This is a genomic window from Corynebacterium argentoratense (genome assembly GCF_021491455.1).
Lineage (GTDB): Bacteria > Actinomycetota > Actinomycetes > Mycobacteriales > Mycobacteriaceae > Corynebacterium > Corynebacterium argentoratense_A.
The window spans coordinates 1-14886 of the sequence record NZ_JAKETN010000007.1 but is presented as its reverse complement, the minus strand read 5'-3'; the positions used below and the strand labels follow the sequence as shown (position 1 = coordinate 14886).

13 protein-coding genes, 5 tRNA genes, 1 pseudogene and 2 riboswitches are annotated in these 14886 nt (G+C 59.3%); of the genes and pseudogenes, 12 read left to right on the top strand and 7 right to left on the bottom strand.

Annotated features, from left to right (window positions below; all coding sequences use genetic code 11):
• Positions 1-41: 41 nt before the first annotated feature.
• Both mshD and L1C91_RS08890 read left to right on the top strand, forming a co-directional pair.
• Positions 42-953: a mycothiol synthase gene (gene mshD, locus L1C91_RS08895; protein ID WP_234858958.1), complete on the top strand. Its 912-nt coding sequence runs from the start codon at positions 42-44 to the stop codon at positions 951-953.
• Positions 954-1102: 149 nt separating this feature from the next.
• The gene (locus L1C91_RS08890) at positions 1103-1267 is read left to right on the top strand and encodes a hypothetical protein (protein WP_234858957.1); all 165 of its coding nucleotides are present in this window, start codon (positions 1103-1105) and stop codon (positions 1265-1267) included.
• Positions 1268-1329: 62 nt separating this feature from the next.
• Here L1C91_RS08890 and L1C91_RS08885 read toward each other — a convergent pair whose 3' ends face one another.
• Positions 1330-2202 carry a beta-ketoacyl synthase N-terminal-like domain-containing protein gene (locus L1C91_RS08885; protein ID WP_328219756.1) on the bottom strand — a complete coding sequence of 291 codons (873 nt, stop codon included), beginning with the start codon at positions 2200-2202 and terminating at the stop codon, positions 1330-1332.
• 119 nt (positions 2203-2321) lie between these two features.
• A complete protein-coding gene (gene dusB / locus L1C91_RS08880; RefSeq protein ID WP_419178739.1) occupies positions 2322-3485 on the bottom strand; it encodes a tRNA dihydrouridine synthase DusB in 1164 nt (387 codons plus the stop codon).
• Between the two features lie 261 nt (positions 3486-3746).
• Between dusB and L1C91_RS08875 the strand changes: the two genes are divergently transcribed.
• The 6 genes from L1C91_RS08875 (at position 3747) to L1C91_RS08850 (ending at position 6386) form a co-directional block, all read left to right on the top strand.
• On the top strand, positions 3747-5264 hold the full coding sequence (locus L1C91_RS08875) for an acetyl-CoA hydrolase/transferase family protein (RefSeq protein ID WP_234858956.1): 1518 nt from the start codon (positions 3747-3749) through the stop codon (positions 5262-5264).
• Positions 5265-5400: 136 nt separating this feature from the next.
• Positions 5401-5473: transfer RNA gene (locus L1C91_RS08870), tRNA-Lys, on the top strand.
• A 329-nt stretch (positions 5474-5802) separates the two neighbouring features.
• Positions 5803-5875, top strand: a tRNA-Glu gene (locus L1C91_RS08865).
• A 58-nt stretch (positions 5876-5933) separates the two neighbouring features.
• Positions 5934-6007, top strand: a tRNA-Asp gene (locus L1C91_RS08860).
• A 214-nt stretch (positions 6008-6221) separates the two neighbouring features.
• Positions 6222-6295: transfer RNA gene (locus tag L1C91_RS08855), tRNA-Asp, on the top strand.
• Positions 6296-6313: 18 nt separating this feature from the next.
• Positions 6314-6386 (top strand) — tRNA-Phe (locus tag L1C91_RS08850).
• A gap of 51 nt (positions 6387-6437) precedes the next feature.
• On the opposite strand, the gene L1C91_RS08845 is transcribed toward L1C91_RS08850, so the two are convergent.
• From L1C91_RS08845 to L1C91_RS08830, 4 genes are read right to left on the bottom strand one after another with little or no spacing between them, the layout of a single operon-like run.
• Positions 6438-7244, bottom strand: coding sequence for an energy-coupling factor ABC transporter ATP-binding protein (locus L1C91_RS08845; protein ID WP_234858955.1), 807 nt, complete (start codon positions 7242-7244; stop codon positions 6438-6440).
• The gene (gene cbiQ / locus L1C91_RS08840; protein ID WP_234858954.1) at positions 7235-7975 is read right to left on the bottom strand and encodes a cobalt ECF transporter T component CbiQ; all 741 of its coding nucleotides are present in this window, start codon (positions 7973-7975) and stop codon (positions 7235-7237) included. The genes L1C91_RS08845 and cbiQ overlap by 10 nt, the downstream gene beginning before the upstream one ends.
• A gap of 32 nt (positions 7976-8007) precedes the next feature.
• Positions 8008-8349: an energy-coupling factor ABC transporter substrate-binding protein gene (locus tag L1C91_RS08835; RefSeq protein ID WP_234858953.1), complete on the bottom strand. Its 342-nt coding sequence runs from the start codon at positions 8347-8349 to the stop codon at positions 8008-8010.
• A gap of 27 nt (positions 8350-8376) precedes the next feature.
• Complete coding sequence (locus L1C91_RS08830; protein WP_234858952.1) at positions 8377-9075, bottom strand: energy-coupling factor ABC transporter permease; 699 nt, start codon at positions 9073-9075, stop codon at positions 8377-8379.
• Between the two features lie 54 nt (positions 9076-9129).
• A riboswitch (cobalamin riboswitch) is annotated at positions 9130-9358 on the bottom strand.
• A 128-nt stretch (positions 9359-9486) separates the two neighbouring features.
• On the opposite strand from L1C91_RS08830, the pseudogene cysK reads away from it, so the two are divergent.
• From cysK to ramA, 3 genes and pseudogenes are all read left to right on the top strand, one after another.
• Positions 9487-10430: pseudogene (gene cysK, locus L1C91_RS08825) on the top strand (cysteine synthase A).
• A 9-nt stretch (positions 10431-10439) separates the two neighbouring features.
• A complete protein-coding gene (gene epsC, locus L1C91_RS08820; RefSeq protein ID WP_234858951.1) occupies positions 10440-11066 on the top strand; it encodes a serine O-acetyltransferase EpsC in 627 nt (208 codons plus the stop codon).
• Positions 11067-11360: 294 nt separating this feature from the next.
• Positions 11361-11502: riboswitch (cobalamin riboswitch) on the bottom strand.
• Positions 11503-11831: 329 nt separating this feature from the next.
• Positions 11832-12674, top strand: a complete 843-nt coding sequence (ramA, locus tag L1C91_RS08815) for an acetate metabolism transcriptional regulator RamA (RefSeq protein WP_234859029.1) — start codon at positions 11832-11834, stop codon at positions 12672-12674.
• 55 nt (positions 12675-12729) lie between these two features.
• Here the strand turns inward: ramA and L1C91_RS08810 are convergent, their stop codons facing one another.
• Entirely contained in the window at positions 12730-13338 is a 609-nt protein-coding gene (locus L1C91_RS08810) for a cob(I)yrinic acid a,c-diamide adenosyltransferase (protein ID WP_234858950.1), read from the bottom strand.
• 95 nt (positions 13339-13433) lie between these two features.
• Here L1C91_RS08810 and murA point away from each other — a divergent pair, with 95 nt between their 5' ends.
• Complete coding sequence (murA, locus tag L1C91_RS08805; RefSeq protein ID WP_234858949.1) at positions 13434-14693, top strand: UDP-N-acetylglucosamine 1-carboxyvinyltransferase; 1260 nt, start codon at positions 13434-13436, stop codon at positions 14691-14693.
• The last annotated feature ends 193 nt before the right edge of the window (positions 14694-14886 follow it).

The following is a 14886-nucleotide window of genomic DNA, read 5'->3' as shown; positions in this document are numbered from 1 at the left end:
ATGCGCGACCGTGCCTACCCGCGCTACCCTGGTAAACCATGATGCCTGAAGCACTTTCACCCGATGTTTTTTCCAGCGGCGATGCGGCTCTTCCAGTCGAGCAGATCCGCGAGGTGCTGCGCAGAGCAGAGTTAACTGACGGTGTGGCATCGTTTAGCGAACAGTTTGTGCGCGAGCTCGATGAGCGTCGGGGCAACGCCACCGTGTATGTGCTCTCCACCCAGGGGCATGTGATTGCTGTGGCCGTCGTCATGGAGGACGGGAACGCAGAGGTTGTCCTCGATCCCCAATTTAGTGATGACGCCGCGACGCTCACCGAAGCACTCATCGCACCGCATTCAGGTGAGCTGAAACTGTGGGCCCACGGGGACATTGGCCCAGTGCGTGCCCTGGCCCAGGGAAAAGGGCTCGAGCCTTCACGAACGCTGGTGGTGATGTCGCTACCGGGGGCAGCCGCTGTGGAGCTTCCCTCACCGGAGTTTCCCGAGGGTGGCTATGAGCTGCTGAACCTGGAACAATCCGTGCAACGCTACGGTCGCGACGTCATTATGAAACAGTGGTTGGATGTCAACAACCAGGCTTTTTCTTGGCACCCCGAGCAAGGCGGCTGGGATGAGCAGCGTTTGAAACAAGCCATGGACACAGACTGGTTCAACCCCGACGATGTGCTGATGCTGTGGCAAGACTCGACCTTGGTGGGCTTTCACTGGCTCAAGCGCCACAGTGATCAGCGCGCAGAAGTCTATGTTGTGGGGCTGGCTGATGCCGCCCGCGGTAAGGGGCTGGGCACGCCGCTGCTGACCGCAGGCATCGCGCACATGGTGGGCGGGGACCCCATGGTGGAGACAATTCTCTATGTGGAACAAGACAATAAAGCTGCCGTCAAGGCCTACGAAAACCTTGGGTTTGAGGTCATCGAACGGCACGTAGTCTACCCATATCAGGGCGTTTAGCAGGGCTTTTTAAAGTTCGTGGGAAGTTAACCTATTGTTTACTTTCCCGCCGCCTGTCGGACACATCCGCCTTCTACATTGTGTAAATGACAGCGATCAGCAACCGCCGACGCGCAGCTCACTGAACACTTTTGGAAGGACCACACACCGTGTCTGCTTTCACTCGTCGCCCCTTTGCGGCCCTGTCCATCATCGCAGCATCAGTTGCCTTGGCAGCATGCACCGAATCGGAAGGAACAGCTGGGGACGTCGCGCAGGTCGAGGGGCTCAGTAACGCCACCGGCAACCTGGTCGCTGAGGGCGCATCCTCGTAACAAAACGCCATGAGCCTGTTTGGCGTGAAGTACTCCGCCAGCGTCCCCGGCGCGGAACTGAGCTACACCCCCAGCGGCTCGGGCGCAGGGCAAAACAGTTCATTGCAGGCACCGTCGCATTCGGCGGCTCGGATTCGCTGCTGAAGGATGAGCAGGTCTAAGAGGCAGCCAAGCGCTGCGGTGAGTACGCCGTCCGGGTTGAATGCGGGGCGTAGCTTCTGCAAGGCGTCGACTGTCATGCCTTCGCGGATGCCTTCGTCGCGCTCGACGACGGTGTCGCCTTTTCGTCCGTGGACGGTCACTGGCGCGATTTCTTGATCGAAGACGCCGCGTTCCCAAGCGGATGCCGCGTTGTTGTGGGAATCCACAACGCAGGCGTCGCGCTCTGACGTGTCGACTGGGTAGGTGTCCAGATATTCTTCGGTGAGCACCCCCATGGAAAGGCCGGTGCCTGCGTCGCTTAGGCCGTCGGCTTCCATGTGGTCGGATAGTTGGGTGGCGCCGTATTTTGTGCCGCTGCGTGAGCCTTTGAGCAGGTGTGGTGCTTGGGACATTGATTCCATGCCTCCGGCGACGACAACCTCGGCGTCTCCAAGACGCAGCATTCTCGCGGCGTCAATAATTGCGGTCAGTCCGGAGAGGCAGACTTTGTTGACCGTGACGGTGTGGGCCTCGCGGGGGATGCCGGCGCCCAGGGCTGCTTGTTTGGTGGGGTTTTGTCCGGCACCTGCCTGGAGCACCTGGCCCATGATGACGGCGTTGACCTCGGCTGGGTCCACGTGGGCTTGCTCGAGCGCGCGGGCGATGGCGGTGCTGCCCAGCTCTGTGGCAGGAACCGTTGATAGTGCCCCCAGAAGTCGACCGATGGGGGTGCGTGCTGCCCCAACAATGATGACGTCGCGGGGGGTGCTGTTGTGCTCTTGGGTTGGGGTCACGAAGGCCTCCTGGTGCGAAACGGGGTGTGCCAGTACCGCACATACTACAGAGACTCTGTGACCGCCGCCACGTGTGGGAGAAAGTGTACCTCCGCTAACGGTGCAGGATTGGTCGGGCCCTACCCGCCGGAGTGCATGATGTCGGCGCCTTCGGGAACGGACTCATCCTCCGGATCGTCCAACCAACCTTCCGGCAAAACAACCTTGCCCGGGGAACCCTGGCGGCCGCGGGGGCCTTCCGCATCGTCAGCAACCGCTGTCGAATCGGACAACGGCGCGAGGATGTCGGCGAGCTCGTCCAACGTTTTCACCCCAGACAGGGCGCGGCGAACATCTCCACCGACCGGGAATCCACGCAGGTACCAGCCAGAATGCTTGCGCAAATCCCGGCAGCCTTTTTCCTCCCCATCATGGGCCACGAGGAGTTCCGCATGGCGCTGAATGATCCTGGTGACCTCACCCAACGTGGGCTCTGGCGGGATGGGCAGCCCCTGAAGCTGAGCCGACAACGCGGCAAACAGCCACGGGCGCCCCAGGCAGCCGCGTCCAATGACCACACCGTCGCAGCCGGTCTGGGACATCATTTTCGCGGCGTCATCAGCGGCAAAAATATCCCCATTGCCCAGCACGGGAAAGTCCTCGCCGGCATGCTGCACCATGTGCTCTTTGAGACGGGTGATTTCGCCCCAGTGTGCCGTGCCCGAATAGCGTTCGGCAGCCGTGCGTGCATGCAGAGCGACAGCTGCGGCACCTTGCTCTGCAGCGATACGACCCGCATCGAGGTGAGTGTGGTGATCGGCGTCGATCCCCACCCGAAACTTAACTGTCACGGGAATATCGGTGCCCTCCGTTGCCTTGACTGCGGCCGCGACAATATTGGCGAACAGGCGACGTTTGTAGGGCAACGCGCTGCCGCCTCCGCGACGGGTGACCTTCGGGACGGGGCAACCGAAGTTCATGTCGATGTGATCAGCCAGGTTTTCTTCCACGATCATCTTCGCAGCCTCATATGTCCAGTGAGGATCCGTGGTGTAGAGCTGAAGAGAGCGCGGATCTTCGTCCGGGGCGAAGGTCGTCATGTGCATCGTTTTTTCATTGCGCTCGCACAAAGCGCGCGCCGTGATCATCTCGCACACATAAAGACCGGCGACACTGCCCATCTTCTCCCGTTCGAGTTCGCGGCACAGTGTGCGGAAAGCAACATTGGTCACGCCAGCCATGGGGGCGAGGACGACGGGGGAGTTGAGGCTCAAAGGTCCGATCTTTAACACCTGGTCATTCAATCCCACCTGCAGGGTCAACGGCAACTTTATCGACAAGGTGGAGGGGAGTGCCGAGACCACCCTAATGAGGGTGCATTGGGAGCAATTAGTGGATATGTGCAGCGGGTTTTGAGGGATTATTGCTCTTATGCGGCAGATCGGGGGGAATTGCTCTATTGTGGTGGTCGTAACGCAGGTGTTGATGGGTAGGTAACATCACACCGACGCGGGTGTTAGGTCACGCCTGGCACCTTTTGTAAAAAAACTCTGAAGGAGAATTAGATGTCTGATCGCATCGCTAATGCCACCCTGCGCGGCAAAGTCATGTCTGCCCAGGAAGCCGCACAGTTCGTCAACAACAACGACAACGTCGGCATCTCTGGCTTTACCGGTTCCGGCTACCCCAAGGTACTGCCGACCGCCATCGCAGAGCGCGCTAAGGAAGCACACGCTCGCGGTGACGAATACATGATCAGCCTCTTCACCGGCGCATCCACCGCTCCCGACTGCGACGGTGTCCTCGCCGAGGCCGACGCCATCAAGTTCCGCACCCCCTACCAGTCGGATCCGATCATGCGGAACAAGATCAACGACGGCACCATCCTGTACATGGACTACCACCTCTCCGAGTCCGGCATGTACGTCCAGCAGGGCTTCTTCGGCAAGATGGACGTCGCCATCGTCGAGGCCGTCCGCATCACCGAAGAAGGCCACATCGTTCCTTCCTCCTCCATCGGCAACAACGTTGAGTACCTCGACGCCGCGGACAAGATCATCATCGAGGTCAACACCTGGCAGTCTGAAGAACTCGAAGGTATGGCCGACATCTACCGCATCAACCCGTTGCCGAACCGCCAGCCGATTCCGATCACCGAAGCTGGCCAGCGCATCGGTACCACCTACATCGACATTGACGTCAACAAGGTTGTTGCCGTTGTCGAGACCGATGCCCCCGACCGCAACGCACCCTTCAAGCCGATCGATGACCAGTCCAAGCAGATCGCTGGACACTTCCTTGACTTCCTCGAGGGTGAGGTTCGCGCTGGTCGACTGACCTACGACGGCTACGTCATGCAGTCCGGTGTCGGTAACGTTCCGAACGCTGTGATGAGCGGCCTGCTCGATTCCAAGTTCGAGAACATCAAGGCCTACACCGAGGTCATCCAGGACGGCATGGTCGACCTGATCGACGCAGGCAAGATGACTGTCGCCTCCGCCACCGCATTCTCCCTGTCCCCGGAGTACGCAGAGAGGATGAACCGCGAGGCCGCTAAGTACGCCAAGTCGATCATCCTGCGCCCGCAGCAGATCTCCAACCACCCCGAGGTTGTGCGCCGCCTAGGATTGATCGCTAGCAACGGCCTCATCGAGGCTGACATCTACGGCAACGTCAACTCCACCAACGTCGTTGGCTCCCGCATAATGAACGGTGTCGGCGGTTCCGCAGACTTCACCCGCAGCGCCTACATCTCCTCCTTCATCACCCCCTCGGATGCCAAGGGCGGTGCGATCTCCGCGATCGTTCCTATGGTCTCTCACGTCGACCACACCGAGCAGGACGTCAAGGTTGTTATCACCGAGTACGGCTACGCCGACCTCCGTGGCCTAGCACCTCGCCAGAAGGCCGAGAAGATGATTGCCCTGGCGCACCCGGACTACCGCCCGATGCTGCAGGACTACTACGATCGCGCCTTGGCTGCAGCCAAGGAAGGCAAGATCATGCAGACCCCGCATCTGTTGGACGAGGCTCTTTCCTTCCACCAGCGCTTCAAGGAGACCGGCAGCATGAAGCTGTCCTAGGGCCTCCTAGAACCCGCACGCAGCGTGTAGTTGCGTGGTGATAGCCCGGGTGCTGGCGTGTTATTCGCCGGGCCCGGGCTTGAGTTTTGCCCGATTGTGATCTACGTCGGCATCCGTGCTAAGATATTCAGCCGTTGGGCCTTTAGCTCAGTTGGTAGAGCTACGGACTTTTAATCCGCAGGTCGTGGGTTCGAGCCCCACAGGGCCCACAAATGTGATGTCTCGGAACATGCTTGACAGCATGTTCCGAGACATCTTTTTTGGTTTTCACTGGGGCGATGGGCTGCCGGTGGGGTGGCCCAGTGGGGTGGGTGTGCGCAAATATCGGGTGGAGCGGCCGCCTTTTCTTGGCGACCTGGGGAAATAGACGGTGTGGTGCCCGTGCACCCGATATTTGTGCACGTTTCCGTGTCCGCGTCGGGGCGGGAATCGGCCGCTGTAAACAGCTTAAGATACGGGCCAAAAACATTAACAACCTGGGCGTTTGTTGCTTTATTGATGCTGGGCTATAGTGTTACAAGCTGCTTAACGCAGCAACGCTCCCATCGTCTAGGGGCCTAGGACACTGCCCTTTCACGGCAGCGACACGGGTTCGAATCCCGTTGGGAGTACTCAATCTTTGGGCCACGCATTTACCGTGCGTGGCCCAAAGATTGAAATAAAGAATATGGCCCTGTGGCGCAGTTGGTTAGCGCGCCGCCCTGTCACGGCGGAGGTCGCGGGTTCAAGTCCCGTCAGGGTCGCAATTTGCCCGGTGCTTAACAATAGTTAAGCACCGGGTTTTGTATGTGTGGAAACACTGCAGTTTCCGCATTTCCTCGAGCCTTCCTGCTCGCAATCTGCTGGCGCAAAAATGATGACTGAGCAGTCAATTTGATCGTTTCAGTGTTGCTGTGTAAGCTAACAACTCGTGCGATAGTGCGGTATCTCACCACACAAGCGCACTGCTTTTAGCAAGGCCCTGTGGCGCAGTTGGTTAGCGCGCCGCCCTGTCACGGCGGAGGTCGCGGGTTCAAGTCCCGTCAGGGTCGCGTAACATTTTTTGTTACGGCCAGATAGCTCAGTCGGTAGAGCGTCCGCCTGAAAAGTGGAAGGTCGCCGGTTCGATCCCGGCTCTGGCCACAAAAAATCCCCGGAGTAAACATGCTCCGGGGATTTTTTCGTTGACCCCATCTAGCCTTCCCCGATGAGCTCCTCGGGCCTCGAGACCACCCGGCCGAGGGCAGCAGAGACAGCGGGTGCCCACGGCAGCTCCAACCGCGCTGTGCGCATCAACGCGGCGTCACCAAGAATGTCCTCCTTAGGCCCCACAACCACCTGACCGTCATGGATCACCGCAGCGGTCTCGGAGAACGCATACGCCAAGTTGACGTCGTGGGTGGACAACACAACCGCTGTGCCTTGTTCGTGTAGGCGCTCAAGGGTTCGCAGCAGCTGGCGGCCGCCAGCTGGATCCAACCCGGCCGTAGGCTCGTCGAGCAGCAGCACTTCAGGCCGCATCGCCAGCGCACCTGCGAGAGCCACACGCTTACGCTGACCGTAGGACAGTTGATGCGGCACGCGTTCAGCCAGATCGCTGATTTCTGCGGCGTCCATCGCTGCGTCCACGCGTGCGCGCACCTCGTCCTCATCGAGGCCCTGGTTGACTGGCCCGTAGGACACGTCAGCAGCCACCGTCATGGCAAAGAGTTGGTCGTCTGGTTCCTGCAACACCAGCTGTACCCGCCGGCGGACAGTGTCGCGCCCCTTACGGGAATAGCTAAAAGCAGTGTCGTCGAGGAGCACACGGCCTTCGGTGGGTTTCCACGCGCCAGCCAGTAGCCGGAACAATGTGGACTTCCCAGCACCGTTGGCCCCGAGCAGAGCGATTCGATCGCCACGGTTGATAGCGAGGTTGACGTCACGGAGCACAGGTGGACCGTCGAAATGCGCGAAAGACACACCCTCGACGCGGAGGATTTCTGTGGCGTTTAGCCCCATAGTTGTGCTCCTTTCAGCCCCATGACCATGACGAGGGCGAGAATGATGATGCTGCCGACAATGTTGCGGGTGCGCACGGGGCGCGCGACTGTCAACGTGCGGTAGCACGCGGCGTCAGCACGCAATTCAAGGCCTTCCTGCATCGCTCGGGCTCGGGCGAACGCGATCACGAACAGAGCGGCGATTTGATGTGCAGAACTGCGCAGCCACCGGCGCTTGTTGGTGTGGCCGAGGCGTTGGGCTTGGGCCTGCCACATAGTGCGGGAGGTTTCTACCAACTGACTCGACATCCGGTAGGTGAGCATGGTGACGTGCACGATGGATTCAGGTACGTGGATGCGTCGGAACCACAGTAGTTGTTCACTCATCGGCGTGGTGAGGGCGAATAACATGGTGGCGCTCATGCCGACGATAGAGCGTCCGAGGACGGTTGCTGCGTCAGTAAGGCCACCGTCGACGCGTTCGATCCCATGCGTGGTGATCGTGGCTACCAGGGGGAAGATTCCCAGGATGATGAAGGTTGCAGGTGCTGCAACGAGCGCACCATAGAGTTTCCAGGGGACCTGCGCGCGTGCTGCCGCCACGAGGATGATCACCCCGATGATCGGTAGGGCGGGTAACGGCGGGAGTGCTATGGCGAGAACAAGCAGGCCCAGGATCAACAAAGCTTTTTCACCGACGTTGACCTGGGCCCATGGGCTTGTTGACGCCGCGATTTCCAAAGGGTTCATGGTTGTTGCGGCCTCAGCGGACTACTGCGTTTTTAGGCGCTGGTGGTGTCTGCGGGTGCGGCAAGTTCGCGTTCTGCGCGGCTGCGACCCTTATAGTTACCGAGGGCGTAGCCGACGAGGCCCGCACCGAGTGCTGCCTGGAGTGCGAAGAGGCCGGATTCGACCTCGCCCGGAAGATCGCCGACGATGGAATCGAACCAGGGTTCGTAGTCGGGGTCTTGTTCTTCGACGACGGCTTCTGCACCGTCATCGGTTCCGCCGAAGGCTTCTTCCTCTCCGTCGGTCTTGACAAAGAACATGGGGAAGGCGGCGATGAGTGCGGTGAGGGCGATCAAGCCCCACACCAACAGGGGATTGGTTTTGTTGTTGTTCATTGGGTGCTCGCTTTGCTGTATCTGTTTTTAAGCTGCGGGTGCTGCTGCGGGGGTGGCTGCTGTGAGTTCGGATTTTTTGAGGACTCCGAGGGTGAGCAGTTCGCGGGCAGCGGTGGTGCGCAGTGCGAAGAAAACGAGCACGGTGACGATGCCTTCGGCAAGGGCGAGGGGCACCTGGGTGGGGGCGTAGAGCAGGAGGAAGTTTGACCATGCGCTCCAGAAGCCGTTTGCGTGGTGGGCGAGTGCCAGCTGGGTTGCGGTGACACAGTAGGTGGAGAAGTCACCGAGAACTGCGGCGAAGAAGATTGCCCACGATGCCGGCAGGTGTGCGCCGCGCATTCCGCGCCACACTCCGTAGGCTACCCACGGGCCGACGATCGCCATGGAGAAGATGTTGGCGCCCAGGGTGGTCAGGCCGCCGTGTGCCAGCAGGAGTGCTTGGAACAGCAGCACGATGCCGCCGAGCAGTGCCATCACTGGGGGCTTGAAGAGGACGGCGCCGAGGCCGGTGCCGGTCGGGTGAGAAGAAGAGCCTGTAACGGAGGGCATCTTGATGGCGGAGAGCACGAAGCTGAATGCTCCGGCTGCGCCGAGGAGCAGGCCGGTCTCGGGCTTTTCTTTGAGTTGCTTGTTGACGGCGTAGGCGCCGTGGATGACGAAGGGGGCGGACGCTGCGGCCCATCCGACGCAGTGCATGGCAGGCAGGAAGCCTTCTGCAATATGCATGAGAGGTTGGCTCTTTTCTGGAACTTATGTGGCTCGTCACCTCGCGAGCCGTGGTTATAAGGCGTGTTGGTTGCAGGTGTCCTGGCTTGCCCGGCTGTGGTGTGGCCTCGGACCCTTCCCGCCTCCAGGTGGTGGGGCAGTGGGTGTATCGACGCGACGTCGTTGAAACGTGCGGGGCTTACAGTGGCGAGGGCCGCTGCCAACTGGCGCCCGGTTGTAGGACCGGGGCGTTCGGCATTCCCTGTTGTGCCAACGGTTAAAAACTACCAGATGGGGGCGGGTGGTGGAGAATCCAAGGGCCTGCATGCTGGGGCAATGTGCTTGGAGCACCCCCGTGCGGGCCTAAAAGTAGACCGACTAGTACACCCGACCAGTGACCGATCTGTCTATATATGGTGTAGGCTGTCTGCTATGGCTGAAAAGATCCTCAACAACATCACTGAAACTATCGGATCCACCCCCTGGTCCGACTCAACACCATCACCGAAGGCATCGACGCCGAGATCCTCGTGAAATTGGAGTTCTTCAACCCCGCGAACAGCGTCAAAGACCGCATTGGCAATGCGATTATTGACGCCGCGGAGGCCGATGGATCCCTGAAACCTGGCGGCACCATCGTTGAAGCGACGTCAGGAAATACAGGTATCGCGCTGGCAATGGTCGGTGCGGCAAAGGGCTACAACGTGGTGCTCACTATGCCCGAGACCATGTCGATGGAACGCCGAATCATGCTGCGTGCCTACGGTGCGGAGATTGTCCTCACCCCGGGGCCCGCTGGTATGCAGGGTGCTGTAGATAAGGCTGATGAAATTGTGGCGGAACGCGAAGGCGCTATCTTGGCCCGCCAGTTCGCTAATCCCGCCAACCCCGCGATCCACCGCGCGACCACTGCGGAGGAAATCTGGGAAGACACCGATGGAAACGTCGACATTTTTGTCGCTGGCTTCGGTACCGGCGGAACAGTCACTGGCGTCGGCAGCGTGCTGAAGGAGCGTCGTGAAGGGGTGCAGGTCTACGGTGTGGAGCCCGAAGCATCAGCGCTGCTGACCACGGGGAAAGCTGGCCCCCACAAGATTCAGGGCATTGGTGCGAACTTCATTCCCGAGGTGCTTGACCGGGGGATCCTGGACGAGGTCCTGACTATCACCAACGAGGATGCCATCGCAGCGTCCCGCAAACTTGCCGCAGACGAAGGCATCCTTGGTGGTATCTCCACTGGGGCTAACATTGCCGCAGCACTGGAGTTGGCGAAGCGCCCGGAGAACAAGGGCAAGCGCATCGTCACCATCGCGTGCGACTACGGCGAGCGCTACGTGTCTACCCCTCTGTTTGAGGATATCCGCGCAGAATTCTAAAGTTTCTGTATGTTTCGATCCGTCAGGCTTCCCCGTCCGCTGCGCCTACTTGCCTCGATTGTGGGTGCGGTGCGCGAAGACCTAGACAATGCACGTGATAATGACCCGGCTGCACGTGGCGTTGTAGAAAACGCCATTGTGTATTCGGGTCTGCATGCTATTTGGATGTATCGGATTGCACACGCGCTGTGGGTGCGGGGTATCAAGGGGCCGGCCCGTGTTATTTCCCAGCTAGCGAGGTTTTTGACCGGGGTGGAGATTCATCCTGGGGCGACGATCGGCAGGCGCTTTTTTATTGACCACGGCATGGGGGTTGTGGTGGGGGAGACCGCCGAGATCGGCGATGGTGTGATGCTGTACCACGGGGTGACTCTCGGTGGTCAGGTGCTGACGCAGACGAAGCGGCACCCAACGCTGTGTGACAATGTCACTATTGGCGCTGGGGCAAAGGTGTTGGGCCCGATCACTATTGGCGCTGGTAGCGCGGTGGGGGCGAATGCTGTGGTGACTAAGGATGTACCCCCGGGGCATATCGCTGTTGGTATTCCTGCTTCTTCTCGTCCCCGTAAGGGTGAGGAAGTGCTGAAGTTGGTGGATCCGGACCGCTACGTTCCCTGCTCTACTTTGGAGGATTAGCTTTAGCGCGCGTCTGGTGGGGTGGTTGAGTGCCCGCGGGGGCAATGGGGGAATCAATTCCAAAAAATTTTTGCGATTTAATGACGCCGCGTTGCGGTGGGTGCGTTGTTGCCGGGTATCAGTATGAGCCGCAGACACCGGTAAGGAGGCAGACCCGCCGGGGCAGTGCCATCGTGAGGGGGCATTGCGTGGCATACGCAGGGCGTCACTATTAAATTTTTTGACTCGCACATTTCTTCCCGTGTGTGCCTATCCGCGGGCATCAGCCGGGCCGCCTGTGGCCGTGTTTGTGGTTAACGGGCGGCACAACATGGAGGTATCGGACTTTCGTGTTGTTGGGACGCGATTACCGTTGCGGGACAGTCCCGGAATTGCACCGGGTTCCCTCAAATATCCAGCGCTCACTGGCGCTCGATCATGTTGCTACAGCAGATTGTAGTCACTTTAAGCGGCCAATTAAAGGTGACTTTTTTCACATAAAGGGGTGTTGTTGTGAGGTTAGGATGACGTAGCGCCCGATGATCTGCCTGAAAGCTACCCGAGAGAAGGGGGTGTGGCGATAGGGGAGTGAACATGCCGCTTACATGGGCATATATGTCCGTTCGGTCATTCTAGGGGTAGTAGGACTGCTGTAGGGGTGGGGTGTGGAGGGGTAAAATGGGCATTGCTGACGAAAAATCGGGCATCTGAAAACGGCTTCCTTACCCCCGCACTTGGTTTATACTCAACGTGCTGATCACGATTAATTGCACCCAGGAGGCCGGTGTGGAGGCGCTACGCGTCAAAAGCGACGAAGAGGCAATTCGAAACGCGCTCACTTCGTTGAAGACAGCTACAGGAATTCCGGTAACTATGTACGCGGAATGCCTTGGCGAGGATCGTCTACAAATTGGTGCATGGGTGGGTTTACGTACACCCGCGCTGCAGAACCTCACCATCGCGGCCGGATGCGGTGTGGGTGGGCGCGTGATGGCCACCCGCCGTCCGGTGGGCGTCAGCGATTACACGCGTGCCAACGTAATTAGCCACGAATACGACAAGGCTATTCAGGACGAGGGGCTGTATTCCATCGTCGCTGTGCCAGTCATTGTTAACCGTCGTGTTCGCGGCGTTCTGTACGTAGGCGTACATTCGCCGGTCCGTCTTGGCGACAAGGTGATCGAAGAAGTCACCATGACCGCACGCAAGCTCGAGCAAGATTTTGCTGTGGCCGACGCACTGGAGCAGCAGGATCCTGAACGCCCCGTTGCACAGCGCAGTGGCCGGGTAATGAATAGTGCCGAGTGGGAGCAGATTCGTGCCGCCCACTCGCGTCTGCGGATGATTTGCAACAGGGTTGATGACATCAACATCCGCGGCGAGCTTGAAGAGATCTGCGATCAAATGGTTGTGCCGGTGCGCATCCAGGCCACAACCAAGCTGTCTGCCCGTGAATTGGATGTGCTGGCCTGCGTCGCTTTGGGCCACACCAATGTTGAGGCGGCGGAAGAGATGGGTATCGGGACGGAAACGGTGAAGAGCTACTTGCGTTCGGTGATGCGTAAGCTCGGCGCACACACCCGTTACGAAGCTGTCAATGCGGCACGCCGCATGGGTGCGATTCCCTGATCCCGCACCCAATCCGTTCGTGGACCAACCGGCCCAGCTGACCCAACAGTGCTGTTTAGCTTTGTTGGGTTTTATTTTGCCGGTGGGAACCTGGCACCCAGCGGACGTCCATTGAGTCGCCGTTGGCATCGAGGTTTTCCACACGGCCCACGATAAACAACAGGTCACTTAGCCTGTTGAGATACTGAGCAGGCAGGGCAGATGTGGTGTCGGGAAATTCCCTTACTGCAGCCCAGGCGGCCCGTTCTGCTCTGCGGCATATCACCCGTGCAGTGTGAATCAACGCTGCGGTGGGTGTTCCTCCAGGCAGGATGAACGAGTCCAGTTTCCCGAGGCTTTCGTTAAAGCGGTCACAGTCGTGCTCTAGCTGGTCGATGTAGCTTTGCAGGATTCTCAGCGGGGGGTATTGGGGGTTGTCTTCGATGGGCGTTGCCAGGTCTGCGCCAGCGTCGAACAGTTCATTTTGTACGCGGCGCAGGACCTCCGCGACGTCATTATTAGGGGAGCCGAGCGCCAGGACCTGCCCGATCATGCAGTTGGTTTCTTCGCAATCGGCGTAGGCAACGAGGCGTGGGTCGTCTTTGGGTACGCGGTCGAAGTTGGATAATCCGGTGGTTCCGTTGTCTCCGGTGCGAGTGTAGATTTTCGTTAGATGCACAGCCATAATTCCACTCTAATAACATTGTTGACGCCGCGTCGGTGGGCGCAGGCTGGAGCGTGGGCGTTCACGTAGCGCGGCGCTCGGCTAGGCTGGGACGCGTGAAAGATCGCTTTTTGGTCACTGGTGGAGCCCGGCTGAGCGGAGCCGTGAAGGTGAGTGGCGCTAAAAATAGCGTCCTTAAACTTATGGCGGCTGCTCTTCTTGCCGAGGGCACTACGACTCTGCACAATTGCCCGGAGATTTTGGATGTTCCGCTGATGGCGGAGGTGCTGCGCGGTTTGGGTTGCGATGTCGTCGTCGATGGTTCGGATGTGCACATAACGACCCCTGCGAACCTTGAGGCAGATGCGGACTTCGACGCTGTGCGACAGTTCCGTGCCAGCGTCTGTGTGCTGGGGCCGCTGACTGCTCGATGCGGTCGCGCGAAAGTTGCTCTGCCGGGTGGTGACGCCATCGGTTCCCGCCCCTTGGACATGCACCAAACGGGTTTGGAAAAGCTCGGGGCGACTACCTACATCCAGCATGGTTGTGTTGTTGCCGAAGCCGGTGAGCTCCATGGTGCGCACATCAAATTGGATTTCCCGTCGGTAGGTGCGACGGAAAATATTCTGACTGCCGCGGTGCTGAGCAAGGGCACCACCACCTTGGATAACGCGGCGCGCGAACCGGAGATCGTAGATCTGTGCCAATTGCTCAATGAGATGGGTGCTCGGATCACCGGCGCTGGGTCGAACACCCTCACCATTGAAGGTGTAGATCGTTTGCATCCCGCTGAGCATGACGTCGTGGGGGACCGCATTGTTGCAGGCACTTGGGCCTATGCGGCAGCGATGACGCAGGGTGATGTGACGGTCGGCGGCATTTCGCCGAAGCATCTGCATCTGCCTTTGCAGAAGTTGAAGCTTGCTGGCGCTGAGGTCGAGACATACGAGAGTGGTTTTAGGGTGGTGATGAATCGCCGGGCGAGTGCGGTGGACTATCAGACCTTGCCTTTCCCTGGATTCCCCACGGATTTGCAGCCCATGGCGATTGGCTTGGCTGCGGTCGCTGACGGAATGAGCGTCATTACAGAAAACGTTTTTGAGTCTCGTTTCCGCTTTGTGGATGAGATGCTGCGCCTTGGTGCGGATGCGTCTGTGGATGGGCACCATGTGGTGCTGCGTGGGCAGAAGCAGCTGAGCTCGACCCCCGTGTGGAGTTCCGATATTCGGGCTGGGGCAGGTTTAGTGTTGGCGGCTTTGTGCGCCGATGGTGTCACCGAAGTGCACGACGTGTATCACATTGATCGTGGCTACCCGCACTTCGTTGAGAACCTCAATGCGTTGGGAGCACAGGTAGAGCGTGTAGCTGGTGAGTAGCCGTTAAATAGGCGGTGAGTCCCTTGTGCGGGTGTTGCGGTGTCTTCGCAACACCCTCTTTTATTGCTCTGGCCTGGGGGTTTGTGTGTTTGGTGTGGGGTGTGTAAATTAATCGGGGTCGCTACGGCAGCTGGTTGCACAGGTTGTGTGCGGTCTGGTGGTTGTGGTGGTGTTGTTTGAGAACTCAATAGTG